Origin of the sequence: Tabrizicola sp., from assembly GCF_030694085.1 — a bacterium.
Lineage (GTDB): Bacteria > Pseudomonadota > Alphaproteobacteria > Rhodobacterales > Rhodobacteraceae > Tabrizicola.
Window position 1 is genome coordinate 1 of record NZ_JAUXZE010000041.1, and the last position, 1,209, is coordinate 1,209.

2 protein-coding genes and 1 pseudogene are annotated in these 1,209 nt (G+C 65.7%); all 3 read right to left on the reverse strand.

Annotation, left to right across the window (positions count from 1 at the left end):
* A pseudogene (locus Q8M85_RS10510) lies at positions 1 to 408 on the reverse strand (conjugal transfer protein); the annotation flags it as partial.
* The gene (locus Q8M85_RS10515; RefSeq protein WP_371135231.1) at positions 405 to 1,058 is read right to left on the reverse strand and encodes a TrbG/VirB9 family P-type conjugative transfer protein; all 654 of its coding nucleotides are present in this window, start codon (positions 1,056 to 1,058) and stop codon (positions 405 to 407) included. The gene Q8M85_RS10515 and the pseudogene Q8M85_RS10510, both read right to left, overlap by 4 nt.
* 44 nt (positions 1,059 to 1,102) lie before the next feature.
* Positions 1,103 to 1,209: VirB8/TrbF family protein (locus tag Q8M85_RS10520; RefSeq protein ID WP_371135230.1), on the reverse strand; the 107-nt coding region annotated here is incomplete at its 5' end.

Here is a 1,209-nt window from a genome sequence, read left to right on the forward strand (position 1 = left end):
CGTGAGCTCGGCGATGGCCTCCGCCCCAGCATCGCCTGCAGGCTCCGTCGGACGGGCGCGCAGTTCGGCAAGTTCGGCTTGCAGGGTGGCAAGGCTTTCCATCAGGGCTTGCTCGGTTTCCGAAGGACCGGTTTCCGCTGGCGGTGCAGGTGCAGTTTCCTCGACTGGCATGGGCGCCAAATCCCCAAAGCCGCTGCCGGTCGTCTGGAACTCCTCTGGCGCGGCGGTCGGCATTGGAGCAGGTGGCGCGGGTTGAAGGGCCACCCAGGCCAACCCGCCAATTGCCGCGATCCCACCGACGCCGAGAAGTGCGGCCATGGGTGATGGCCGCGCGCCGCCGGATTTCTTCGCGCTCGTACCTTCAAGGGCCGCAAGCCGCGCCGCGAGGTCTTCAGTATCCTGGCTCATGACGCAGGCCCGCCCATATCCTGAACGCAAACATCGTCTTCGCCGAGGCGGAGGACCCATTGGCGGTTCACGCCGGAGACGCGGATGACGCCGTCCTCAAGCGCCGTGCTGTTCACCGCCCGTTCACCGCCATTGGCATAGCGGAAGATCGCGGGGACCGGGGCGTTCCGCGCGAAGCGGAAGTAGGTGAAGGTGCCGTCATCCCAGATGGCCGTAGGTGTGAATTCCTCCTGCGAGCTGACAGCGTAGTTCGCGTTCGGCGCATCGGCCGCGACGGCCCGCAAGGGCTGCACTTGGGCATCAGGATAACGGAACTGCACCACGTAATGGGGCGTCTCGCGCGCCTCGACGACGTGGAAGTAGTAGGAGCGGCGGTTCGTGTAGACGGTGATGTTGGTCGCAACGCCCGAGGCCGCGGGCTTGATCGCGAAGGCCCGCCCGCCCGGCACGCCGTCGAACTGAAAGCCGACCGTGTCGCCCGCGATTATCGAGCGGATGGTCTCGCCCTCGCCGAATTCTACGGTGGTGACCCGGGTCAGGGTGGTGACGATGCGGTAGACCTGCCCCTCGGTCCATGTGGCAACCCGGACGCGGTTGTCATGAGAGCCGGGGCGCGGCGTGGTCTCGGCGAGGGCCGCGGGAGCCGCCATGGCCAACGCTCCAGCGATCAGAAGGGCGGAAACGGGAAACATGATCATTCGGAACGGTCCGATCGGATGGCATATTGGGTGACAGTGAAGCCGAAAGGGTTTTGCCAGACATCGTCGATCGAGCGGGTCTGTTCGGGTTGGAAGGCAAACA